The sequence below is a fragment of the Carnobacterium sp. FSL W8-0810 genome (genome assembly GCF_038007125.1).
Lineage (GTDB): Bacteria > Bacillota > Bacilli > Lactobacillales > Carnobacteriaceae > Carnobacterium_B > Carnobacterium_B inhibens.
This window is the reverse complement of sequence record NZ_JBBOWO010000001.1, coordinates 1,932,406-1,957,343: the sequence shown is the minus strand read 5'-3', so window position 1 is coordinate 1,957,343 and position 24,938 is coordinate 1,932,406. Positions and strand designations below refer to the sequence as shown.

At 33.4% G+C, this 24,938-nt stretch carries 17 protein-coding genes; 14 read left to right on the top strand and 3 right to left on the bottom strand.

From position 1 onward, the window contains the following. Positions 1–333 precede the first annotated feature (333 nt). The 12 genes from NST49_RS09450 (at position 334) to NST49_RS09395 (ending at position 19,152) form a co-directional block, all read left to right on the top strand. The gene (locus tag NST49_RS09450; protein ID WP_341048271.1) at positions 334–1,548 is read left to right on the top strand and encodes an argininosuccinate synthase; all 1,215 of its coding nucleotides are present in this window, start codon (positions 334–336) and stop codon (positions 1,546–1,548) included. 38 nt (positions 1,549–1,586) lie between these two features. Continuing rightward, positions 1,587–2,969, top strand: a complete 1,383-nt coding sequence (gene argH / locus NST49_RS09445; protein ID WP_341048270.1) for an argininosuccinate lyase — start codon at positions 1,587–1,589, stop codon at positions 2,967–2,969. A gap of 208 nt (positions 2,970–3,177) precedes the next feature. Next, entirely contained in the window at positions 3,178–4,215 is a 1,038-nt protein-coding gene (gene hrcA / locus NST49_RS09440; protein WP_023177813.1) for a heat-inducible transcriptional repressor HrcA, read from the top strand. A 19-nt stretch (positions 4,216–4,234) separates the two neighbouring features. Beyond that, positions 4,235–4,816: a nucleotide exchange factor GrpE gene (gene grpE / locus NST49_RS09435; RefSeq protein WP_023177814.1), complete on the top strand. Its 582-nt coding sequence runs from the start codon at positions 4,235–4,237 to the stop codon at positions 4,814–4,816. A 53-nt stretch (positions 4,817–4,869) separates the two neighbouring features. Beyond that, a complete protein-coding gene (gene dnaK, locus NST49_RS09430; RefSeq protein ID WP_023177816.1) occupies positions 4,870–6,711 on the top strand; it encodes a molecular chaperone DnaK in 1,842 nt (613 codons plus the stop codon). A 131-nt stretch (positions 6,712–6,842) separates the two neighbouring features. Further along, the gene (dnaJ, locus tag NST49_RS09425) at positions 6,843–8,006 is read left to right on the top strand and encodes a molecular chaperone DnaJ (protein ID WP_341048715.1); all 1,164 of its coding nucleotides are present in this window, start codon (positions 6,843–6,845) and stop codon (positions 8,004–8,006) included. A 181-nt stretch (positions 8,007–8,187) separates the two neighbouring features. Next, entirely contained in the window at positions 8,188–10,011 is a 1,824-nt protein-coding gene (gene lepA / locus NST49_RS09420) for a translation elongation factor 4 (RefSeq protein WP_341048269.1), read from the top strand. A gap of 217 nt (positions 10,012–10,228) precedes the next feature. Beyond that, on the top strand, positions 10,229–11,308 hold the full coding sequence (locus NST49_RS09415; RefSeq protein WP_341048268.1) for an IS30 family transposase: 1,080 nt from the start codon (positions 10,229–10,231) through the stop codon (positions 11,306–11,308). A gap of 229 nt (positions 11,309–11,537) precedes the next feature. Beyond that, a complete protein-coding gene (locus NST49_RS09410; protein ID WP_341048266.1) occupies positions 11,538–15,110 on the top strand; it encodes a hypothetical protein in 3,573 nt (1,190 codons plus the stop codon). 794 nt (positions 15,111–15,904) lie between these two features. Beyond that, positions 15,905–16,036 (top strand): hypothetical protein, encoded by a 132-nt coding sequence (locus NST49_RS09405; protein ID WP_341048264.1) that lies wholly within the window; start codon positions 15,905–15,907, stop codon positions 16,034–16,036. A gap of 476 nt (positions 16,037–16,512) precedes the next feature. Then, on the top strand, positions 16,513–17,067 hold the full coding sequence (locus tag NST49_RS09400; protein WP_341048262.1) for a hypothetical protein: 555 nt from the start codon (positions 16,513–16,515) through the stop codon (positions 17,065–17,067). A 585-nt stretch (positions 17,068–17,652) separates the two neighbouring features. Further along, positions 17,653–19,152, top strand: a complete 1,500-nt coding sequence (locus tag NST49_RS09395) for an FAD/NAD(P)-binding protein (protein WP_341048260.1) — start codon at positions 17,653–17,655, stop codon at positions 19,150–19,152. A gap of 303 nt (positions 19,153–19,455) precedes the next feature. Here NST49_RS09395 and NST49_RS09390 read toward each other — a convergent pair whose 3' ends face one another. Next, positions 19,456–20,094, bottom strand: coding sequence for a GNAT family N-acetyltransferase (locus NST49_RS09390; RefSeq protein ID WP_341048258.1), 639 nt, complete (start codon positions 20,092–20,094; stop codon positions 19,456–19,458). A 97-nt stretch (positions 20,095–20,191) separates the two neighbouring features. Further along, complete coding sequence (locus NST49_RS09385) at positions 20,192–21,226, bottom strand: YeiH family protein (RefSeq protein ID WP_341048256.1); 1,035 nt, start codon at positions 21,224–21,226, stop codon at positions 20,192–20,194. 115 nt (positions 21,227–21,341) lie between these two features. Here NST49_RS09385 and NST49_RS09380 point away from each other — a divergent pair, with 115 nt between their 5' ends. After that, positions 21,342–22,223, top strand: a complete 882-nt coding sequence (locus NST49_RS09380; RefSeq protein ID WP_341048254.1) for a LysR family transcriptional regulator — start codon at positions 21,342–21,344, stop codon at positions 22,221–22,223. 333 nt (positions 22,224–22,556) lie between these two features. Then, positions 22,557–23,387: an SPFH domain-containing protein gene (locus NST49_RS09375; RefSeq protein ID WP_211251478.1), complete on the top strand. Its 831-nt coding sequence runs from the start codon at positions 22,557–22,559 to the stop codon at positions 23,385–23,387. An 810-nt stretch (positions 23,388–24,197) separates the two neighbouring features. Here the strand turns inward: NST49_RS09375 and NST49_RS09370 are convergent. Continuing rightward, positions 24,198–24,500 carry a bacteriocin immunity protein gene (locus NST49_RS09370; protein WP_341048247.1) on the bottom strand — a complete coding sequence of 101 codons (303 nt, stop codon included), beginning with the start codon at positions 24,498–24,500 and terminating at the stop codon, positions 24,198–24,200. Between the last annotated feature and the right edge of the window lie 438 nt (positions 24,501–24,938).

The window sequence follows — 24,938 nt, the reverse complement described above, 5'->3', positions numbered from 1 at the left end:
GATGACCATACTGCGCTTATTGGTTCCATTTGTCCTAGCTCTTATGGCTTTAGTCGCTTAGAGATAAGGTATGCGTTAGAAGATTAGGGTCTAAACACTTTTTGTCTCCCGCTTTTTTTTTGGATAAAATGAAAATAATATGAGGGGTTACTTTAATTGTTAAATCAACTTTATACATAATTAGTGAATATATTTATATAATATACACTAATTTTTCGTTAATAAGCAGAAAAATACAAAAAAGAGCATAAAAAAACATTAATTGCTTGTTTTAATCTTTTTGCCATGTTAGGATACTTTCATGCAATAAATTTATGAAAATGAGGTGTCGTTATGAAAAAAGGAAAAGTAGTTTTAGCTTACTCGGGAGGATTAGATACATCTGTCTCCATTAAGTGGTTGATCGATGAAGGATACGATGTAGTCGCTTGTTGTTTAGATGTTGGAGAAGGCAAAAACTTAGACTTTATTAAAGAAAAAGCATTAAAAATGGGAGCTAGCGCATCATATACAATCGATGCAAAAGAAGAATTTGCAAACGACTATGCATTGATCGCATTGCAAGCTCATACGTATTATGAAGGTAAATATCCTCTGATTTCTGCGTTATCTCGTCCGCTGATTGCTAAAAAATTAGTTGAAGTGGCTTTAAAAGAGGAAGCGGTAGCTGTAGCTCATGGCTGTACAGGAAAAGGAAATGATCAAGTTCGTTTTGAAGTTGCAATCCATTCTTTAGCTCCCGAATTAACCGTCCTTTCACCTGTTCGTGATTGGACATGGTCAAGAGAAGAAGAAATCAATTATGCTATTGAACATAACATTCCTGTACCAATTGATTTAGATAATCCGTTTTCCATCGATCAAAATCTTTGGGGAAGAAGTAATGAATGCGGCGTTTTAGAAAATCCATGGATTGCTCCGCCAGAAGTTGCTTATGATCTAACTACCAGCTTAGAAGATACACCAGACATTCCAGAAATGATTGAAATTGAATTTTTAGCGGGTGTACCGATAGCTCTGGATGGAGTTGAGTACAGTTTGCCGGATTTAATCCAACAGTTGAATAGCATTGCAGGAAAACATGGGGTGGGTCGGATCGATCATATTGAAAACAGATTGATTGGAATCAAATCTCGTGAAGTATATGAAGCTCCAGGAGCAGTAACGCTTATGACTGCTCATAAAGAATTGGAAGATTTAACATTCGTTAAAGATATCGCACACTTTAAACCCATAATCGAACAAAAAATAACAGAAATGATTTATAACGGTCTATGGTTTAATCCATTAACCGAAAGTTTAATTGCCTTTTTGAAATCAACTCAAAAATACGTGAATGGAACGGTTCGTGTAAAATTATTCAAAGGTCATGCGATAGTAGAAGGCAGAAAATCGCCAAATTCATTGTATGATGAAAACTTGGCAACTTATACTTCTGCTGATACGTTCAATCAAGAAGCTTCAGTTGGATTCATTAAGTTATGGGGTCTGCCAACAAAAGTGCATGCAGAAGTAAATAAAGTAAAAGATACAGTTAAATTAAAATAACTAAATACAACTAGTCAAATACAGTTAGGATGACAAAGATGAAAAAATTATGGGGCGGTCGTTTTGAAGGCGAAAATCAAAAATGGATCGATGAATTTGGAGCTTCCATTGAAGTAGATCAAGTTTTGGCTGAGGAAGACATAATTGGGAGCTTAGCTCACGTCAAAATGTTAGCCAAAACATCGATCGTCAGTCAAGAAGAAGCAGATGAAATTATCAAAGGATTAGAACGATTATTAGTAAAAGCAAAAAATAAAGAGTTGATATTTTCTATTGAAAATGAAGACATTCATTTGAATATTGAGACGCTTCTTCATAAAGAAATTGGGCCTGTGGCAGGAAAGCTGCATACGGCCAGAAGTCGCAATGATCAAGTAGCGACCGATATGCATCTTTATTTGAAAAAACAGGTTGGAGAAGTTTCTGAGCTGCTGGAAGACTTAAAAAAAGTTATTTTGCTAAAAGCTGAAGATCATGTTGAGACCATTATTCCTGGTTACACTCATTTGCAACATGCACAACCGATTTCTTTTGCTCATCATCTGTTGGCTTACTATAATATGTTTAAACGAGATCTTGAACGCTATCAAGAAAGTTTCAAACGAATCGATTTTTCCCCTTTAGGTGCTGCAGCTCTAGCCGGTACTACTTTTCCAATCGATCGTTTAGAGACTGCTGAACAACTAGGATTCAATTCTATCTATTCAAATAGTCTGGATGCGGTAAGTGATCGTGACTATATCATTGAGTTTCTGTCAAACAGCAGTATAGTGATGATGCATCTTTCCCGTTTTTGTGAAGAAATCATTCTTTGGACCAGTCATGAATATCAATTCGTTAGTCTGACGGATACTTATTCGACTGGAAGCTCAATTATGCCGCAAAAGAAAAATCCAGATATGGCAGAATTGATCCGAGGGAAAACAGGTCGAGTATATGGCAATCTATTTTCATTATTAACAATAATGAAAGGTTTGCCATTAGCTTATAATAAAGACTTGCAAGAAGATAAAGAAGGTATGTTTGATACGGTAAAAACAACCAAAGAGTGTTTGAAAGTTTTTTCTGGCATGTTAGAAGGTATGGTCATCAATGAAGAGAAAATGAGTGAAGCAACAACTCAGGATTTCTCAAATGCGACTGAATTGGCTGACTATCTTGCTTCAAAAGGTATACCGTTTAGAGAAGCACATGAAATCGTGGGCAAACTTGTATTAAACTGCCTGAAGAATGGTGGGTTTTTACAAGATATTCCGTTAGCAGAGTTTCAAAAAGTCGCACCAGTCATCCAAGAAGATGTTTATGCCTTGCTGGACTCTCGTATGGCTGTTGAAAGAAGAAATTCTTTAGGCGGCACTGGATTCGATCAAGTCAAACAAGAAATAAAAAAAGCTAAGAAAGAGTGCAGTTTAATCCAATAGAAACGGTATTAAAAATGGGCATACCATTTTTAATGCCGCTTTTTTTAATTAGAAATGCTGAAATATCAAGGTTAATGAGATCAATTAAAATAAACGTCAAAATTAGTCAAAAATTAAGCAAAAATTATTGACAGAATTAGTTATATTTGGTAAATTAATACATGTGTTAGCACTCAATAGTTTCAAGTGCTAAAAAGAGGTGATGTAAATGTTAACTGAAAGGCAGATTTTGATCTTAAAGTCTATCATTCGCTTATACACTTCATATGAGACTCCAATCGGGTCTAAGACCTTAATGAATGAAGCGGATATTAATTTTAGTTCTGCTACCATTCGGAATGAGATGGGACGTCTTGAAGAACTAGGCTTCATTGAAAAAACACATTCGTCATCAGGTCGTGTTCCTTCATTAAAAGGCTATCGTTTTTATGTGGACTATCTGGTTCATCCAGCAAAAATACAACAAAAAGATCTTGCAGTCATCAAGAGTGCATTAGGAAATCAATTTAGACAGTTGGATGAAATTGTTTTTCAATCGGCTGAATTGCTTTCAAGTTTGACCAGCTACACAGCTATCGCGTTAGGTCCTGAGATCAAAGAGAGTATCTTGACCGGTTTTCGTTTGGTACCATTAAATGATTATCAAGTCATGGCCATATTAGTTACCAATAAGGGCCATGTAGAGAACCAGGTATTTACTATTCCAAAATCAATGGATGCTAATGAGTTAGAAAAAATTGTTCGTATCTTTAATGAACAATTAGTTGGATTGCCACTAATGGAAGTGTTTAGAAGGCTGAAAACAGACATTCCTTTATTGTTGAACAAATATGTTAAGACAAGTGAAGGAATGATGGACATCTTTGAAAGTATTTTTATGAAAGCTGGACAAGATCGGATGCATGTAGGTGGAAGAATGAATATACTAGATTTCTCAAGTGAGTTGAATGTTGAGAAATTCAAATCTATTTATTCCTTAATGGATGGTACTCATGATTTATCTTCTCTATTGATTCCTAGTACATCAGGAATCACTGTGAAAATTGGCACTGAGTTAAATAATGAACTCTTTAATGAGTTTAGTTTAATTACAGCTAGCTATGATATTGCAGGATATAACTCAGGAGTTATCGCTTTGTTAGGTCCGACGAATATGCCTTATTCAAAAATGATTGGACTTGTGGATGTATTTAGACATGAGCTTTCAAGAAAAATAATCGACTACTACAATTCAGTAGATGATTAATCAAAAAGGAGCTGTTGATGTGGCTAGAAATAAAAAAGATAAGCAAGAACAAGAAGTCGTTGAAGAATCAACAATAGAAACAGTAGAAGAAACTCTTGAAAATAGAGCAGAAAATACTGAATCTGTTGAAGAAGAACAACAACCAGAAATTGATGAACTTGCTGAAGCAAGAGCTGCTTTAAATGAAATGGAAAACAAATATTTGCGTGTTCAAGCTGAAATGGCAAATATCCAAAAACGCAATGCAAAAGAGCGTGAAGATGCGGCTAAGTACCGTTCACAGTCTTTAGCAACAGAATTACTTCCAGTTATTGATAGCTTAGAACGTGCTCTAGCTATAGAAGTAAAAGATGAGCATGGAGAAAGTTTGAAAAAAGGGATCGAAATGGTAATGGAAACCTTCAACACTGCATTAAAAAATGAAGGAATTGACGTTATCGATCCTTTAAATAAACCTTTTGATCCTAATTTTCATCAGGCTATTCAAACCGTACCTGTTGAAGAAGGTCAAACAAGTGAAACAGTTGTACAAGTTTTACAAAAAGGGTATGATTTAAAGGGACGTGTATTACGTCCAGCAATGGTTATCGTTGCTCAATAATGCTTATAAAAATATAAAAAAACTAAAATAATATATAAATGAGGGATTTTAAAATGGGAAAAATTATTGGAATTGACTTAGGAACAACAAACTCAGCAGTAGCTGTATTAGAAGGCGGAGAAGCAAAAATTATTCCGAATCCAGAAGGTAACCGTACGACTCCTTCAGTCGTTGCTTTTAAAAATGGAGAAATGCAAGTAGGAGAAGTTGCAAAACGTCAAGCTGTAACAAACCCTAACACAATTAGTTCAATCAAACGTCATATTGGCGAAGCTGGCTATTCAGTAGAAGTTGATGGAAAAAAATACTCTCCACAAGAAATTTCTGCAACTATTCTTCAATATTTGAAAGGCTATGCTGAAAGTTATTTAGGCGAAACAGTTGATAAAGCTGTTATCACTGTTCCTGCTTACTTCAACGATGCACAACGTCAAGCAACTAAAGATGCAGGTAAAATTGCTGGTCTTGAAGTTGAACGTATTGTAAATGAACCAACTGCTGCTGCATTAGCTTATGGTTTAGACAAAACAGACAAAGAAGAAAAAGTATTAGTATTTGACCTTGGTGGTGGTACATTTGACGTTTCTATCCTTGAATTAGGTGACGGAGTATTTGATGTATTGTCTACTGCTGGAGACAACAAATTAGGTGGAGATGATTTTGATAACAAAATCATGGACTACTTGGTAGCTGAATTCAAAAAAGAAAACGGCATTGACTTATCTAAAGATAAAATGGCTGTTCAACGTTTGAAAGATGCTGCTGAAAAAGCTAAAAAAGACTTGTCAGGTGTAACTTCAACACAAATCAGTTTACCATTTATCACTGCTGGTGAAGCTGGACCAATGCACTTAGAAATCAACTTAACTCGTGCAAAATTTGACGAATTAACTTATGACTTAGTAGAACGTACTAAAGGACCTGTTCGTCAAGCTCTTAAAGATGCTGGATTGTCTACATCTGAAATTGACGAAGTTATCTTAGTAGGTGGATCAACACGTATTCCAGCTGTTGTAGATGCTGTACGTAAAGAAGCTGGTAAAGAACCAAACAAATCAGTTAACCCTGATGAAGTTGTAGCAATGGGTGCTGCAATCCAAGGTGGAGTTATCACTGGTGATGTTAAAGACATCGTATTATTAGATGTTACTCCATTATCATTAGGTATTGAAACAATGGGTGGCGTATTTACTAAATTGATCGATCGTAATACAACGATCCCAACAAGTAAATCACAAGTATTCTCAACTGCTGCTGATAATCAACCAGCTGTTGATGTACACGTTATGCAAGGTGAACGTCCAATGGCAGCTGACAACAAAACATTAGGTCGCTTCCAATTGACTGATATTCCTGCTGCACCTCGTGGTATTCCTCAAATCGAAGTAACATTTGATATTGATAAAAACGGAATCGTTAACGTAAGTGCGAAAGATTTAGGAACTCAAAAAGAACAAACGATTACCATTAAATCTTCTTCAGGTTTAAGCGATGAAGAAATCGAACGTATGGTTAAAGATGCAGAAGCTAACGCTGAAGCAGACAAAGCTCGTAAAGAAGAAGTAGAATTACGTAACGAAGTGGATCAATTATTATTCCAAGTTGATAAAACAATCACTGAACTTGAAGGTAAAGTTGATGAAGCTGAAGTTAAAAAAGCTGAAGAAGCTCGTGATGAATTAAAAGCTGCTGTTGAAGCAAATGATATTGAAGCAATGAAAACTAAACGTGATGAGTTAAACGAAATCGTACAAGCTCTTACAGTTAAATTGTATGAACAAGCCGCTCAAGCTCAAGCAGAAGCTAACCCTGAAGATGCACAAGAAGGAACACAAGGTGGATCTGACGATGTTGTAGATGCTGATTTTGAAGAAGTCGATGACGACAATAAATAATCGTATCAATAGATGATGGAATGAGAAAGCCAAGGCAAATTGCTTTTGGCTTTTTCTTCTAGATATGCTATGCTCATTAAGGCTAATTTAGAGGATAGATAAAAAATTGTCATACGTAACGATGGAGGGAAATTATGGCTAAAAGAGACTTATACGAAGTATTAGGAGTATCAAAAAGTGCTTCCGATGATGAAATAAAAAGGGCATACCGAAAATTATCAAAGAAGTTCCACCCAGACATTAATAAAGAAGCTGGGGCAGAAGAAAAATTTAAAGAAGTTGCTGAAGCTTATGAAGTATTAAGTGATGCGAATAAACGAGCTGCTTACGATCAATATGGTCATGCAAGTACTGATCCAAACTTTGGAGCAGGCGGTGGCGGATTCGGCGGCGGTGGCTTTGGTGGTGGTTTCGGCGGCGGCGGATTTGAAGATATATTTGAATCATTCTTTGGTGGCGGCGGAGGTCGTTCATATAATCCAAACGCTCCTCGCCAAGGAGAAGATTTACAGTACTCTTTAAATCTTGAATTTGAAGAAGCTATCTTTGGTAAAGAAACAACGATCAGCTACAACCGTGAAGAAGAATGTAAAACGTGTCATGGTGATGGTGCTAAACCTGGTACTCATCCTGTAACGTGTTCTAAATGTCATGGTACAGGTTCATTAAATGTTGAACGGAATACTCCGCTTGGACGAGTAATGACTCGTCAAACCTGTGATGTTTGTCATGGTACTGGTCAAGAAATTAAAGAGTCTTGTCCAACTTGTCATGGTTCTGGACATATGAAAGACAAACATACGGTTAAAGTGACTGTCCCTGCAGGTGTTGAAGATGGAAATCAAATGCGCTTGAACGGTCAAGGTGAAGCCGGTAAGAATGGTGGACCATACGGCGATTTATATGTTGTTTTCCGTGTGAAAGCCAGCAAAGAATTTGAACGAAATGGATCAGAAATTTATTATGAATTGCCGATCAATTTTGTCCAAGCTACTCTAGGGGATGAGGTTGAAGTTCCAACCGTCCATGGTAAAGTTAAACTTAAAATACCTGCTGGAACTCAAACAGAAACGAACTTCCGCTTGAGAGGCAAAGGAGCACCAAAATTACGCGGTACAGGTACTGGAGACCAACACGTAAAAGTTAAATTGATGACGCCAAAAAATCTATCAAAAGAACAAACAGACTTGTTGAGACAATTTGCTCAAGCGAGCGGTATGGAAGTTGAAGAACAAGATGGTTCTATTTTTGATAAAGTAAAAGACGCATTTAAAGCAGATAAGAAAAAGAAATGAACCGATTGGTTTAATAAGAATTAGCATTATGTATGATCTGAAAGAAAACCTAAGCGATCGCTTAGGTTTTCTTTTGCCTTAAACGTTAGTTTCTCTCTAATACATTGTAATTCAAGGCTTTCACTGGTATAATTTACAGTGACACTTTTTCGGAATAAATAAAGAAGGTAGGCACGACTAAATGAATAAACAGGAATTAACTGAAAGACAAAAACGCATTCGGAATTTTTCCATTATTGCCCATATTGACCATGGAAAATCAACATTAGCCGATCGTATTTTACAAATGACACATACGGTTGCTGATCGTGATATGCAAGCACAATTATTGGATTCTATGGATCTTGAACGTGAACGTGGAATCACCATCAAATTAAATGCGATTGAATTGAACTATACAGCAAAAGACGGCGAAACGTACACGTTACACTTGATTGACACACCAGGTCACGTCGATTTCACATATGAAGTTTCAAGAAGTTTGGCAGCCTGTGAAGGAGCTATTCTTGTTGTTGATGCAGCACAAGGAATTGAAGCACAAACATTGGCAAACGTTTATCTTGCCTTAGACAATGACCTTGAGATCATCCCGGTTATCAATAAAATCGATTTACCAGCTGCAGATCCAGAACGTGTTCGTGCTGAGATCGAAGATGTAATTGGAATCGATGCAAGTGAAGCTGTTTTTGCAAGTGCTAAAGCAGGTATTGGGATCGAAGATATTTTAGAACAAATCGTAGAAAAAGTTCCTGCTCCAGTTGGCGACACTGACAGTCCTTTGAAAGCTTTAATATTTGATTCAGCTTACGATGCATATCGTGGAGTGGTATTGAATATCCGCGTGATGGAAGGGATGATCAAACCTGGAGATACCATGAAGATGATGAGTAATGGGAAAACGTTTGAAGTAGCTGAAGTGGGGATTTTCTCACCTAAACCGATCAAACGCGATTTCTTGATGGTTGGTGACGTTGGATACGTTACAGCTAATATCAAAACCGTTCAAGATACTCGAGTTGGGGATACGATCACATTAGCTAACAATCCTGCTGCAGAATCATTAGAAGGATACCGCAAAATGACACCAATGGTTTATTGTGGAATGTACCCAATTGATTCATCTCGTTATGGCGATTTAAGAGACGCTTTAGATAAGTTACAATTAAACGATGCAGCTTTACAATTTGAAGCTGAAACTTCTCAAGCACTTGGATTTGGATACCGTTGTGGGTTCTTAGGACTATTGCACATGGACGTTATTCAAGAACGTCTTGAACGTGAATTTAACCTAGACTTGATTACAACAGCTCCATCCGTTATTTATCACGCTAATTTAACTGATGGTACTCAAAAAATCGTAGCGAATCCGGCTGAAATGCCTGAACCAGGTGTGATTGAATCGATTGAAGAACCTTACGTAAAAGCAACAATCATGGTTCCAAATGATTACGTTGGTGCAGTTATGGAAATCGCACAACGCAAACGTGGCGACTTCCTAACGATGGATTATATGGACGATAACCGAGTAAACGTGGTTTATGAAATTCCTTTATCTGAAATCGTATATGATTTCTTCGATAAGTTAAAATCAAGTACTAAAGGTTATGCTTCTTTAGACTACGAAATGATTGGCTATAAGAAGAGTGCTCTATCTAAGATGGATATTCTATTAAACGGCGAAAAAGTAGATGCTTTAGGATTCATCGTCCATAAAGACTTTGCTTTCAATCGTGGAAAAGCGATCGTTGATCAATTGAAGACGATCATTCCAAGACATCAATTCGAAATCCCAGTTCAAGCAGCAATCGGACAAAAAATTGTTGCGCGTTCAAACATCAAAGCATTACGTAAAGATGTTACAGCTAAACTTTATGGTGGTGACGTAACCCGTCGTCAAAAACTATTGAAGAAACAAAAAGCTGGTAAAAAACGGATGAAACAAGTCGGATCAGTTGAAGTACCTCAAGAGGCCTTTATGAGTGTACTTAAGATGGATGACGAATAAATAAATTGTACAATTAAAGAAAAACTAAAACCTTCTGTCTAAAATAACTTTTCTGTTATTTTAGACAGAAGGTTTATTTTTTTATATAACATTTTTCAAAAAATCGAATACGGTGAATTTTATAATGAAGTTAGCCACCGCTAACTAAAAAACGCCACGTGAATTTCATGTTATATTGAAGTTACCACTAACTTTCAATAGACAAGGGTGAATTCACATGACGCAAACTAAGAGTAACATAGATTCACGTAAGGGAAAACACCTTTCTTATGCAGAACGCTGCCAAATAGAGGTTCTAAAAAAGGAAGACTATTCAAACCGACAAATAGCTGGAGTTCTTGAGCGAGTTCCACAAACGATTCATAATGAAATCAAAAGAGGAACCATTACACAATTAAAACGCCAAAAACAAAAAGACAAGGTGTATGACTATTATGACTCTGTTTATAATGCTGATGCGGGACAAGCTCACTACGATAAAGAACGGCTAAACTGTGGTAGACGGTCCAAATGGGCCGATACAGATACGTTTATTAACTGGGCTGATGACAAGATGATTCATGAAAAGTGGTCCCCAGACGTTGTGGTTGGTTTTGCCTCAAATCAGGGATTATTCAGTTCTACGATTATTCCCTGTACGACCACTCTGTACCAGTGGATTGACCGAGGTATTATGAAAACAACAAACTTAGATTTGCTCGAAAAGCTATCCCGAAAAATAAAAAAACTGGATCATAAACCTCGTCTTAATAAACGAATACTAGGGACATCCATAGATGAGCGCCCAGAAGTCGTCGAAACTCGGGAAACATTCGGTCATTGGGAAATCGATACTGTCATAGGAAACAAGGTTAAATCAGATGCCGTCTTACTAACGTTAGCCGAAAGGCAAACGCGTTTTGAAGTTATCTTGAAATTAAATGGTAAAGATGCTTATTCGGTCGATCAAGCAGTTCAAGCATTACGAGAACGTGCTGGAGAAAACTTCAGTAGCCTTTTTAAGACCATAACTTCTGACAATGGATCTGAATTCGCAGGATTAAACGAATCCTTACAAGATAGGGTGGATGTCTATTTCAGTCATCCTTATACGTCATGGGAACGTGGAACAAGTGAGAACCAACATAAATTGATTCGTCGTTTCCTTCCCAAAGGCAAGCCAATGACTGATGTGAGCGAAGCTCAATGTCTACGGATTCAACAATGGATGAATAACTATCCTAGAAGAATCCTAGATTATCAAACACCACATGGCTGTTTCGTGAAAGCACTCCAACAAGAACGTACGGCTGTTTGACCCGTGAGACTTTGACAAACAAGGTTCAACTCATTTCAGTTCGATAGCTAGATACTAAGATATAAATATAATAACTAAAAGTGGCTAACTTAAACTCGAAATTTTCGCTTTTTTATTTGTCTAGCTTAATTCTACAATCGGCGTTAATTAAAAGTATCATATAATTAGTACTTCTTAAACATAAAATTATTGGTATACTGAAAGAAAATTTAGCAGGGAGGCCAAATTTGTGGAAAAAAATAATTTTTTAGATGAAGATATGTTTACTAATTTGATGAGTCCATTAGACTCTTTAAAAGAAGGAGATAATGATAAAATAGAAAAAATAATTAAAAGTATTAATAAGTATAACAAGAGTCAATTTTTACAGAGGATCTCCGCATTAAGATTTCATTTTAAAAACAGAGATAAAGCGGTTTTAATAGATGCTATTACAACAGAAATGTTACGATGGTTATACAAAAATAATTGGAACTTTGATGGTATATCTATGAGTTATGGCAAATTCAAAAAAATAATAGGATCTATTAATCAATTAAGATCTAAAGTAGCTATTGACCCACTAGATGGTCCATATATTGATGATATTCAGTTTTATGGAAATTATAAAGTATTGCCAGGAATAAATCAGAATAGCTCATATAATTTGGGAATTTTAATAAGAGCTATTTTTCGCAGTGGTAAAAATAGCTTGTCTGAAGGAAAAAAACAGATTATTGTTGATGTTATGAGTTTCTACTTAAATATATCTACGTCTATTTGTGATGAATTATATTTAACAAATGAACTAACCTTTGAAAGTGAAATATTCATTCCAGATAAAGCCACTATAGATAAATATATAGGATTTATAAAGTATGAACGGGGAAATAAATATTTTAATAGTTTACTAATTGATAAATTAAACTTTAATTTAGAGAAAAATAAACCTTTTTCACAGACAGATCATTCTTTTTTGATAAAACCATTTATAGATACAGATAATGAGATTATACTATTGGATGCAACCTCCATCGCAAATGCACTATGTAATTTTCTCGATAATGAAATATCTAATCAGAATATATTTGAAGAAGTTTGGAAAGATATTGGGTATTCCTTAAAAAAACTAGGCCATTTTAAAGTGAAAGAGAGCGATTTAAATTTAACTTTAATTGAAGGAAATAATTACAAAGAATCTATATTTACCGTTGTAAATGATAAATTACTTTTGGTATGTGGTTTATTTAATGGAACAAATGAATCTATTGATTTAACAGAAAAAATATCAAATAGAATTTTAAGTATAGTGAATTCTTTACATAAAATTGGGATAAAGCAAGAACAAATATTTATTTTAATTGTAAGCGATATTTTTAAGGGTTCAATAGTATATTCAATTGATTACTTAAAACTTTCTGTAATACAACTTAATGCTATGGAATTAAAGGCTATTTCTGCAGTAGAGAGAGACACTTTATTTTTACCAAGATTTATGGTAGCTAAAACGAACAGAGTTTTTCCTAATATGTATGGTGATTTTTGGTCAGCGGTATTTTTTTCTAAAAATGATATGTCATTTTATGCGAATGATGAAATTGATTATAGAAAAAAGCAAACATCTATAGCTATTGAAGAAACATCAGATTATTATTTAGAGGCTTTGAAAAAAAATAGTGAAAAATTGTTTAGGTCTTTACATGATGATAATTGGTATACAGGAATGAAAGAAGAATTCGACAATAGATATTTAGTAGACATGTCAAAAGATAATGAGTTAAAGTGTTTCATTGAGTCAAAAAATAAAAAATTAATTGAAGTTGTAACTGAAAAAATAAATCAATCAGAAAAACTTGATGTTTTATTTAATTGTTTAGATACTATTTCATATTGGCTTGAAAAATACTATTCTAACAAATTGATTTCAAGTGATATTTTAATATATTTACAGTTAGAAAATATAGATATACAAAACTACTTTGTAGAAAACAACGTACCTAGAGAAAGTAAAAATATTAAAATAAATAGAGTTGAAAATAAATTATTTGTAGAAATACCTGCAAATTTTTACAAAAATATGGGAATAAGTAAAACTAATCATTATGAAAAATCAATGTTAGTAAGTGTTGTTAATATTATCTCAGAATCAGTAGATGAATTATATATAGAAACTCTTTTTAAACCGGTTTTTAAAAAGAAAATGACGGGCGTTGTTATAGATGATAGTGGTAAATTAAAAATACCTACTCAAGGTTTTAAACTACTTACAGTAAGCGAATATGAAATAAATAAATTATTAGATGAATTAGGAATGTATTTGAAAGAGAAAGAGTATAAGCATGGTCCGATTCCAAAAGAGTATAATGTGGATTTTTGTAATGATATTGTGGGTAAACTTTATTCTATCTTGGAAAGAGAAGTGAAAAAGTTTGATAAGTACCAATTAATTAATATTTTAGTTTCTCAAATTGAAACGTTGTTACCATTGCAGTTAAGAGATGAGTCATCTTATAACAATGATATATCCTTATCTCCATTAGAAAAAGAGTACTTTTTTAATAAGTTGAATGAAAACAATCGTTGTTCATTAGCAACTAAATTTTTGTTAGAGTATGTAGCTGCAACACCAATTTCAGGAATTTCTAATGCCGGAATTTGGGAACTAGAAAGACTTTTAGCGGTATGTTCATTAATAATAGAATGGGCTCACAAAAGTGACTATTTTAATTACAATTTAGTAGATACTACAATTAAGTTTTTACCATCAAATAGAATAGGTTTAATTAAAAAGGATTTTGAAAGTGTAAATAATGCAATGCTATCTTCTAGAAACGATTATTTGACAGTTAAAAATACAAATCAAATCAAAGATACAAGTTATAAAAAAAGAATAGAATCGTTACTAAATGAAAAATTGGATGACTCATTTCAAGATTCCTTTGGATTTACGTATGAACAGTATGATGCAGTCATTAACTTATTGGTAGATATTTTTGATGATCTAAATAGAATAATATGGATTGTAAAAAAAGAAGTTGCTCTAGATAAAATTTTTCAAGAATCTAATGGAATCTTATCACGTGACACCATTTTATTAGTTTTGAACTTCATTACTTTAGAAGAAAGGTTATCGTACTTAGACCCACCTAAGGGATATAAAAGTATTGATATCTTTCCTTGGGTTTTTAATAGACCATTATCATTTATTAGAAAACCTGTAATTGGATATCAGGATAAGTATATATTTGGTATTAGAAATATTCTCCACTCAAGGAAGTATCTTTTACAATTGATTTGGCAAGGCAAACTAATAACAAAAGGTAAATCAATGAAAGATTTAATGTCAAGGTTGAGGAATATAGAAGGAGATATATTTAATGAACGGGTAAAACAAAGATTAGAAAATTATGAAGAGTTAGAAGTAATCAAAGGTGTTTCTAAAATAGGAAATAAACATATTTCTGATGTAGATAACAAGACACTTGGTGATATTGATGTTTTTGCTATTAATAGAAAAAAGAAAAAGATTTATTTAATTGAAACTAAAGACTTTAGTTTTTCTAGAAATCCATATGAAATTGCTATGGAACGAAAAAAAATGTTTTCTGGAAACAAATCATTTATCAATAAACATTTACGAAGATACTCTTGGGTAGAAGAAAATTGGGATTATATTTTAAAATATTATAGATTAGAACAAGATATTTGGAAAGTAATCCCTATGTTTATAGTATCTGAATATTTGATAACTAAGGACTTAGTAGATAACTATGGTGTTGAATTTTATTCAGAATCTCAATTATCAATTGAGATATTTAAATAAAAATTCAAAGATACTGTAGAAAAAATTAATGGAATAGATTTATATAAGAAATAATTATTTAATATCAAAAAGTAAAAGCAGCAGAAGCTGAGGCTGAAGCCAATAAAAAATTATCAGAATCTATTTCAGAAGAATTAATGAATTAATTAAATTAAAAGAAGTAGAAGCACGTTTAGAACATGGTTGGGTTGAAGTACAAGCAGGTGAAGTAATTGTTGATACTAATAAGTAGGTGATAGAATGATTTTCTTCTTAGGTAAACTTATTTTTATAACTATACTAGTAATATTAGTTGTTAATTTAGTATTTTGGCTGTTTAAAGCAGAGAATAAGAATGAAGATGATGATTTTAACTTTTAAGTACTTGCTTGAAAATGCATAGATGAATATTTCGAGAAAGAGATTCTTGTGACTACAAAGATCTCTTTTTTTTGTTCCGTATCTTAAGTCTCATTCCAAACTGTTGCTTTTTTCTGTTATTTATCTCGAATCTCATTTTAATAAAATATACTGACTTTTCTTAGACAATTTATCCATTCAATGAACCAAAATTTGTTTGTTATTTACGATTTATCTTGTATTATTTATGAAGAATATAAAACCATATTATGTGACGTTAGGCAAAGGATATGGTAAATAATAATGGATTTAGGAAATAGTGTTCTACGTTTTTAAGAATCGATCACTATTTTTTAAAAGCTCGCAGACATTAAAAATAATTCCATTAATATAGTCACTACTTTTCTTATCTCACTGAAAGTATTTAGTGTTACACTAACGAGGTGGTGGAAAAAATGAATTCAAAAGAGAAAATGTTAGAGTTGATCAAAAAGAAACAAGCAGGTGGCGGAAAACCTAAACAGATCGATACACCAAAAAATGATCTTAAATATATGCGAAAAGGTCCAAAAATTTTTAATAAGTAAGCTGGTTCGATATGTCGATGAGGCGATAGTTATTATCAAAGAGAGAATGGATTCATGCCACTCTTTTTTTTTGTACCTGAAAATTGATGAGTTCAACTTCTTGGATTAGTAAGGTCATGAAGGATGAGGATAGGGAGCTAAAATAGCAGTTACTCTCAAGCCATTTGGGCGAAAAGGGGTCGTAAGAAAGTGTCAAATTTAATTAGATTTTCTGATTCTACATTGGCTGAATTGGAAAAAGATAAACGTAAAAGATATTATGTTTATTGTTTGGTTGATTCTAGAGATAAATCAGTCTTTTACGTTGGTAAAGGGTATAGAAATAGAGTTTTTGCTCACAAAAATATGCTTTAGGGAAAGCGTCCTATGAAGAAATAAACGAAGGTCATGAATCTGATAAACAATTAAAGGTCTCAAAAATCAGAGAGATAATCCATTCAGGTAATGTAGTAGAGAAGCTGATTCTTAGTTATGGGATGAGTGAGAATGCAGCTTTCGCAAGTGAAAATACTTTAATCAATTTTATTCGTTTGACCAGTGATATCGAATTGACGAATCTTGTAAAAGGTCATGGGTCATTTGGTACGAGCGTGGAAACTCTAGAAAGAGTATTTGGTTATGAGCCTCTCTCTTTGAAAGAAATTTGCACAGATGTATTGATTCTTTCTGTGAAGGTAAATGACTCATTTCAGTTGAGTAGAAACGAGGACTTACACTACAGTTTCGGAGAGCGAGATGATCGCAACTTGAAATCTCGAACTTTAGGAGAATGGAAAATCAGTCAAGATAAAATAAAGCGCTTGAAATATATCATAGGTGTAAACTCTGGAGCTAATAATTCCGTGGTCTCAGCTTATGAAATAGAACATTTAAAGACTGAGACTGGCTTAGATAGAAAAGGTAATTTACGCTATTCATTTTATTCGGATTCAGATAGTAAGCTTCTATTGCAAACGTTAGGACTATATAAGAAGTGTCTGTCGGAACTTAAATTTGGTAGTGGTTCTGAGAAAGTTTATATAAATAAGTAAACTAGAAGTATAAATTAGTATGAATAGTTTCTGCCTGCTTTTTTTCTAACCTATAAAATAATAATTGAAATGGAACGGTTAATTCGTTTAGTCGGATAAGTTTAGCGTTCCTTCATATAGATAGTAAATTTCTAAGGTATCATTATTTCCTGGTTCCCAATAATATTTTTTCTCAGCTACGCGGGATAGACCCTTGTGTTCATAGTAATGATAATTAGAAGAGTTGTCGGTAAACAAATAGAAATTTTCTGCTTTGTGTTGCTTAAGGTAATTATAAAAATGATGATACAACAGTCCTACAATACCCGATCCTTTAAATTATTCTTTCACGATAAGCAAATTTAAATCGGCATCATAATTTTCCTGGTTTTTTTCTAAAAGAAATTCATTGATTTCCAGCGTCTGAATGTATTTCAAGGTGTTGATGAGCTAAATTTAGTTAAAAATAAAATCTGATTTAGGCAGCGTGAGGCAACGGACTCACGCTGTTTTTTTAGTCTCTTGGCATAATAACTTGATATTTAAAAGTATGAATTATTCAGGTATAATTAGTTGGATTAGTTTTGTAGTTATAGGAGGATAACAATGGATATTGCTATTGTAGGAGCTGGAATTTCTGGTTCCAATGTATTAAAAAGTTTAATAACTCATCCGAATTTCCAAGCCGATGACTTAATCGATGTCTATGAACCCCGTCAGTCTCTAGGCTCAGGTTTACCTTATGAACCAACTGACGACGAATCAATTATGTTAAACACCTCTTCGGATGTTTTGAGTGTGGATGAAAATAATGAATTAGATTTTACGGAATGGTTAGAAAGTCATTTTAAAGAACCAACGAATTTTGAGCAACTCGTTTCACGGCCACATTATGGAAAATATTTAGTGGAGCGCTTTTCCCCATTCTATACGCACGAACAAGTACACCACGTTCAAAATACTGTTGTTGACGTTGAAGTGCTAGATGCTTCAACAAAAGAACCAGCAGATGATACACAAGACGGCAATTTTGTGTACCGTATTAAAACGGAAGACGGCTGGCAAGATGGTGTATATGATGCGGTATTCTTTTCAGTCGGACATCCTGAATACAATGATTTCTATGATTTAAAAGGTACTGAAAATTATATTCATAACCCTTACCCAATGAAAGAAAAACTAGCAAATTTTGACAATAATCAAAAGATTTCGGTTGTTGGAAGTGGTGCTACAGGTGTTGACTTGATGCGTTTCTTCACGTCTAATTATGAATTAGAGCAACCCCTAACATTTTATGATTTAAAAGAACCGTTTTACTGTGTAGCTATTCCTTATGAGAAGGATGATTTTACATATCACTTAACAAAAGATTGGGTGGAAGAACAAAAAGAAGTACACGGTGGGTTTATTCCGCTCCAAGTCATACTCGATACGATTAAAGATGATTTAAAACAAGAGAATGTTGAGCCAATGGCAGTTTATAATCGTTATAAATCTGGAACGTTAGATGTTTTCCGCAAAGCATTTGATATGAAAGACCAGGAATTGGCAGCTGTTCAGAAATACGCGGCTACTTCTGTTCCAAATCTTCCGCATTTATATAATGCATTGTCAGGTGAAGACCAACAAGAGTATATGAAAAACTATTATCAGATTATGTTGTTTTTCAAAACGAAAGTACCTTACTACAGCTATCAGTGGTTATTTGAATTAATCGATGCGGGTAAAGTAGAAACCGTTGCTGGTTTAAAAGAAGTAAATGTTTTAGAAAATGGACGCTTCCAATTTGTGACGGAGGATAGCGAAGCCGAAGCTGATATTGTCGTTAACGCGACAGGTTTTATAAACAATATTGAAATACTGACTAAACACTCTGAGTTAATTAAAAATCTGTTCCATCGCCGCTTAATTATGCCGCATGTGAATGGGAAATTTATCTTAGTGGATTGGCCACAGTGTCGTGTGCTTAACCAACAATATGGACGTATGGATAATTTATTTTTCCTCGGTGTATTAATTGGTGGAACACAACATGAGAATAATGATGCCGGGCAAACGATTCAGCAAGCCCAATATACAGCAAAAGCGTTTATGGACGAACGATAATTTAACAATGAAATGAGCTCAGAACCCTTTGTGGTTCTGGGCTTTTTTGTTCATATGCGTATAAATTTCGGAATGGCCGGATTATTGTTATATTAAGGGTACGCAAATGGAACAAGCTATATGAATGCAAGAGGAATTTATATGGAAATCGAAGGTTACGAAAAATTAACGCTATGAGGTAAAAAAATATTCGATCGAACACATGTGGAGTATAAGAAAGTTGTAGATGACGAATCAACTCAACTGCTTGTATGTCATTCAGATATTCATAAAATAATTTTTGAACTGGAACGGTTAATTCGTTTAGTCGGATAAGTTTAGTTTTCCTTCATATAGATAGTAAATTTCTAAGGTATCATTATTTCCTGGTTCCCAATAATATTTTTTCTCAGCTACGCGGGATAGACCCTTGTGTTCATAGTAATGGTAATTAGAAGAGTTGTCGGTAAACAAATAGAAATTCTCTGCTTGATGTTGTTTAAGGTAATCATAAAAATGATTATACAACAGTCCACCAATACCCAATCCTTTAAATTCTTCTTTCACGATAAGCAAATTTAAACCGGCGTCATAATTTTTCTGGCTTTTTTCTAAAAGGAATTCATTGATTTCCAGAGTTTGAATGTATTTCAAAAAGATCGAATCAGGTTCAGTAATGCGTAATATTTTTTCCAATGAAGAAATATTCTTCCTAGTACTGATTTTCTGAATATTGGTTTGGTCTACTAATCCGGTTGCTACAATTCCTACTATGTCGTCACCTATTTGAGCAACAAAAACATCGTCTGATTCTAGTAATAGATCACTTAGAAAAAAATCGGCCATTGGGGCTACTAAATTATTTGGGACCCATGACCGATAATCCCAGGTGTTAATCACTAAATCCAAAATAGAATCATAATCTTCAGGTATCATCTTTCTTAATATAGTTTCTTTTTTCATTCCTATGTTCTCCTTGTTTGAAAGTGTTCATCTCCGTGCAACTAACTACTGGAACCATTGATATACAACGACTTTTTCTAACTACTAAATGATTCTATCAGAACATCCAATTAATTAATACAACAGCCAATACGATTTGGAAGAAACCGATCAGTAAACCGTACAACATAGTTCGAGGTCCTTCTTTTAAGATATCAGAGAACTTGACCTGTAATCCAATCGCAGCCAAAGCAGTAATCTCAAATTGGTTGCTGATGACTTCCGAACTGTAGATCATTAGGGAAGGCAAAGGCAGAAAGCTTCTAAGCATGAACAAAATGAAGAATCCGATAATAAACCAAGGAACAGTCATTAGACTAGAATTCTTGTTCACTTCAGAAGTTGAGCTAGTAGCCGTTTTAGAAAATAACGATTCTTCCTCTTTTGTATTCATTTTGCTGAAACATAAGGCTACACCAACGATGAGGAGAACTCTCATGAGTTTAAAGACAATGGATAAATTGGTTACGTCGACGCTGACCAGCTTAGCTGAAGCAACGACTTGTCCTATAGATTGGACAGTTCCTCCAATCAGAGCAGATGTTTGAACGACTTCATTTTGATACAGAACAGAAGAGAGGATAGGCAATAAGACCATCAATATCGTTCCAATGACATTGACTATAGTAATAGACATAGCTTTATCTTTCTTATCAGCTTCAATCACCGGAGAAACGGTCCCGATAGCAGAAGAGCCACATACTGCGTTACCCGCACCCATCAATAAAGACATCTTTTTATTGAACTTCATAGTTCGACCGATCCAATAAGCAAATAATATCGTCAAGATCATTTGGAGAATCACAAAAATAAATCCTGTAGATCCAACTTGCTTGATGATCTGAAAATCTAAAATCATGCCGTTTAATACGATCGACCACTCTAGAAGTGCTTTTTCGGAGAACTTAGTTCCACTTTTTAAATAAGGTTTGTTCAAAAAAGTATTCCCTAATAGGATACCTAAAAAAATAGCGATCAATGCTGCACCTATGTTCGGCATAAAGTGGGTCAAATACTGACTGATGAATGAAATTATGATGCTGATCATTAGACCAGGCAAGATGGAACGATTATTTTTCATTTGAGTATACATATTAAACCTCCTTCAATCCTTTGTTTATAGGATTATCATATAAGGTAATTTGTATAAAATAAAATAATCATTTATTATATCTTTATAAGATAATATTATGAGGGGACTGTTTGAGATGTTAGATTACCGATACCAAACGTTTCTTACACTGACAGAAGAAATGAATTACACAGCAACAGCCAAAAGACTGCACATTACTCAACCCGCTGTCACACAACACATCCAGTATTTGCAGCAAGAATTAGGGGTCGAACTGATTCGCTATGAAAACAGACAACTGTCCTTAACAGCTAAAGGCAAGCAACTGAAAAAGGATCTTTATTTGCTGCAAAGAGAGATTACTAAAGTGCAAAAACAATTGGCCTCTACTGTAGAACACACTACTCTTACATTTGGAGCTTCTTTGACGATTGGGGAATATATGATGCCGGACCTCATTGAGTCGTATTTAAATCAATATCCAACGCATGATATTTCGATGGTAACGGACAACACTCAACACTTGATCGAACTATTGGAACATGGGAAAATCGATTTTGCACTTGTGGAAGGAGAATTCAATCAATCTTTATTTGAATTTCAAAAAATTGCTGAGGAACCGTTTATCGCTGTCTGTTCCGAAAAATGCTCTTTATGGAAACAGGATCAAAGCATTAATGACTTATTTTCTACGACGATTTTAGTGCGTGAAGAGGGATCTGGATCACGGCTTATTTTCGAAACAGCCATAAAGAACAAAGGAATCCATTTAGACAGCTTTTCGAAAGTCATGACGATTGGGAGTATTGGAGCAATAAAAAAACTGGTCGAAAAAAACTTAGGTATTACTTTTGTGTATCAGAAAGCTGTTGAAGAAGAACTAAATAATGGAATTTTAAAAAAGATTCCGTTAAGTAATTTCAGTGTAATTCATCCGTTTTATTTGATTTATTTGAAAATAACTCAGTTAAGAGGAGAAGCGAAGATAAAAAAAATATTGAGACTGATAGAATATTGAAGAAACGACTGTTTTTTATTTTTTAATTATAATAAGTATGAATTTTTCAGGTTAAGGATAGATATTTAAAGAGTTCAGCGTTTTGACTTATTTTTTGGTATAATTATTAAGGTGATTTTTTATGGGAAGAGACAAAAAATATAATCAACTCGTAAAAGAAAAAGTATGTAGAAAAGAATACACAGTCTTAATGCAAAAAAATTCTGTGTATTTCTCTTTATACATTGCAGTAAACAATTATACGGGGTGATATTTTGTAAGTAATAAAGTAAAAAGGAAAGCTTTAGTTATTATGTTAGTGGGTCATTTGAAAAAAGAAATGAGGAAACATAAATGAATGAAAAAGTATACGATAAGAATAGCATCAAAAAAATTAAAGGAATAATGATTGGTATTATAGTTGTTATGTTATTAATAGGCGGTTTTTTCTTGTTTTTTGAAAAAATCGAAAATGGTTATGTAGGAGTTCGTTATTCAATGAATGGCGGAGTAAAAGATCAAACTTTAAGTCAAGGGGTTAAATTTGTAGGTCTTGATAAAGTAACCCAATATCCAATTCGATTACAAACGGTTAAAGCAGAAAAATTGAATTTAGCTACAGAAGATGGAAAAGCTACACATGTATCTATTACATATGCCTATAAAGTAGATTCAAAAAAAGTTTCTGATGTCTTTAAAGAATTTGGTAGTATTAGCGTAGAAGATATTGAAGCAAACTGGCTGAAAGCACAATTACTCAAATCATCTCGTAATATTGTTGCCAAATATAGTTTATTGGATGTAACGGGATCGAAATCAACAGAAGTTCAGCAATCCATTTTAGAAGATTTCACTAAAGCTGTTGAACCAAAAGGATTTCTGGTAGAAGATGTTGCCTTTGGAGTTCCGGATGTAGATGCTGAAACGCAAAAATCAATTGATGAAATCATTAAAGCTGGTCAAGAAAAAGAAAAAGCTCTCTTAGAAGCTGATACAGCAAAAACAAAAGCGGATAGTTTAGCCTATCAAAAAGTAAAAGCAGCAGAAGCTGAGGCTGAAGCAAACAAAAAATTATCAGAATCCATTACAGAAGAATTAATTAAGTTAAAAGAAGTAGAAGCACGTTTAGAACATGGTTGGGTTGAAGTACAAACTGGCGAAGCAATTGTTGATACTAATAAGTAGGTGATAGAATGATTTTCTTCTTAGGTAAACTTATTTTTATAACTATACTAGTAGTTTTAGTAGTTGGTTTAATATTTTGGTTGTTTAAAGCAGATAATAATAATGACGATGATGATTTCAACTTTTAAGTACTTCTTATTAATGCATAGTTGAATATATAGAGAAAGAGATTCTTGTGATTACAAGGATCTCTTTTCTATTACTTATTTTAAATCTCCTTCTAAAAAAATATTGATATTAATTGGACAAGTTATTTGCCTAACAACTTACATTTTATTTTGTTACTTCTTGGTTTATTCTGTATGATTTAATGAAGATTGTAAAACCAGATATTGTGTTGTTAGGCAAAGGATATAGGAAATAATAATGGATTTAGAAAATAGTGTACTACGTTTTAAGAATGAATCCACTTTTTTTAAAAGCTCGCAGACATTAAAAATAATTCCATAAATGTGTAACCATGGCTCCTTTTATCTCATTGAAAGTATTTAGTGTTACATTAACGAGGTGATGTGAAAAAATGAATTAAAAGGATAAAAAGTTAGAGTTGATCAAAAAGAAGCAAGAAACTGACGGTCTCAATTTGCTGAAGCTATAAGAATGTAATAATGTACTGATGTAGTATGAGGTGAACGAAGAGAGTTGCTCAAAACATATTATTCTGACCTAATCTATGTAGAATAATATATTCTATGACTCATTTGTAATGTGTTTATACAATAGTGTAAATAACTAATGTGAAGAGGACAATATACTTTTCTAGAAGAGTTATTATATGTAATTTCGTTTGTTCAACTTAACAAACGAAATTTAAAAAGAATATTTACTACCTATCGGAGAACGGTATGTACCATTTACTCCAGCTTTACCACCAATATCATTTAATTTGCTAATTATACTTTGCTGCTCCTCATTAAATTTAAATTTTTCTGTCATAGCAGTAAAATAGATATAATTTACCAATCGATTAATTAAACTGATATTTTCTTTAGTGTCATCTAATTTAGAATAAACTTTTAGAAGAACTTCTTTTAAATCTTCAAATTTTGTTAAATCAGACTGTGAAATACTATTATACAAGTTATGGACAAGTTCTTTTGATTGATTAGCCATAGATAATACCCCTTTATAGTTTTATTATATGATTAATCGTATCTCAAATAAAATTTTTGTCAAATAAACTGGAATAGAGCTATAGATGATTACATAAATATACCAAACATTACTAGAGAAACATTTATTCAAAAGACACATGAAAAAATTAGATGTATATGTATAGACCATTAAGACTTTGATATCCAAAACTATGTTTTGAATTATGAATTTGAAAAAAGTATTGTATAAAACCGTTGATTGGTTTGAAGAGAAAATGAAAACAGATAAATTGCGGGTATCGCTGCTCCGTTTAACATTAAAATGTTTATTATCAAAAGAGAATTGCTTCTTGCAGTTCTCTTTTATTCTGGACATTAATCATTGAACAATGGGCGCAATCCAATTGTTTAGTTGTGTGCAAGAGCCTATTGTAATGAAGAGCTTAAGACAATGATG

Excerpts from the sequence above, each read along its gene's own strand:
- NST49_RS09450 (WP_341048271.1), top strand. The coding sequence starts at position 334 with ATGAAAAAAGGAAAAGTAGTTTTAGCTTACTCGGGAGGATTAGATACA.
- argH (WP_341048270.1), top strand. The coding sequence starts at position 1,587 with ATGAAAAAATTATGGGGCGGTCGTTTTGAAGGCGAAAATCAAAAATGG.
- hrcA (WP_023177813.1), top strand. The coding sequence starts at position 3,178 with ATGTTAACTGAAAGGCAGATTTTGATCTTAAAGTCTATCATTCGCTTA.
- dnaK (WP_023177816.1), top strand. The coding sequence starts at position 4,870 with ATGGGAAAAATTATTGGAATTGACTTAGGAACAACAAACTCAGCAGTA.
- lepA (WP_341048269.1), top strand. The coding sequence starts at position 8,188 with ATGAATAAACAGGAATTAACTGAAAGACAAAAACGCATTCGGAATTTT.
- NST49_RS09415 (WP_341048268.1), top strand. The coding sequence starts at position 10,229 with ATGACGCAAACTAAGAGTAACATAGATTCACGTAAGGGAAAACACCTT.
- NST49_RS09405 (WP_341048264.1), top strand. The coding sequence starts at position 15,905 with ATGAATTCAAAAGAGAAAATGTTAGAGTTGATCAAAAAGAAACAAGCA.
- NST49_RS09400 (WP_341048262.1), top strand. The coding sequence starts at position 16,513 with ATGAGTGAGAATGCAGCTTTCGCAAGTGAAAATACTTTAATCAATTTT.
- NST49_RS09395 (WP_341048260.1), top strand. The coding sequence starts at position 17,653 with ATGGATATTGCTATTGTAGGAGCTGGAATTTCTGGTTCCAATGTATTA.
- NST49_RS09390 (WP_341048258.1), bottom strand. The coding sequence starts at position 20,094 with ATGAAAAAAGAAACTATATTAAGAAAGATGATACCTGAAGATTATGAT.
- NST49_RS09385 (WP_341048256.1), bottom strand. The coding sequence starts at position 21,226 with ATGTATACTCAAATGAAAAATAATCGTTCCATCTTGCCTGGTCTAATG.
- NST49_RS09380 (WP_341048254.1), top strand. The coding sequence starts at position 21,342 with ATGTTAGATTACCGATACCAAACGTTTCTTACACTGACAGAAGAAATG.
- NST49_RS09375 (WP_211251478.1), top strand. The coding sequence starts at position 22,557 with ATGAATGAAAAAGTATACGATAAGAATAGCATCAAAAAAATTAAAGGA.
- NST49_RS09370 (WP_341048247.1), bottom strand. The coding sequence starts at position 24,500 with ATGGCTAATCAATCAAAAGAACTTGTCCATAACTTGTATAATAGTATT.